Raw genomic sequence first — 202 nt, 5'->3', positions numbered from 1 at the left:
GGGTTCCGCCCCACCCATGTGGCCCCACCCGACGGCCTGCCCAGCTGGGCCGCCCCGGACCCGGCGCAACCCGCGTCCCCGCTGGACCCGCTGCTGCCGCTGCAGTTGCTCGGCCGCGCCGGGGACTGGGCCCAGGTGCTCTGCTCCAACGGCTGGACCACCTGGGTCGACGGCCGGCTGCTCCTCTCGCTCCCCGGCGTCC

At 77.7% G+C, this 202-nt stretch carries 1 pseudogene; it reads left to right on the top strand.

The features are described 5' to 3' along the window. Window positions 1-202, top strand: a pseudogene (locus VR45_RS26075) (hypothetical protein); the annotation flags it as partial.

This window comes from Streptomyces sp. NRRL S-495 (assembly GCF_000966955.1).
Classification (GTDB): Bacteria; Actinomycetota; Actinomycetes; order Streptomycetales; family Streptomycetaceae; genus Kitasatospora; species Kitasatospora purpeofusca.
Note: the sequence above shows the minus strand (reverse complement) of the source record. Positions and strands in the feature narration are given on the sequence as shown.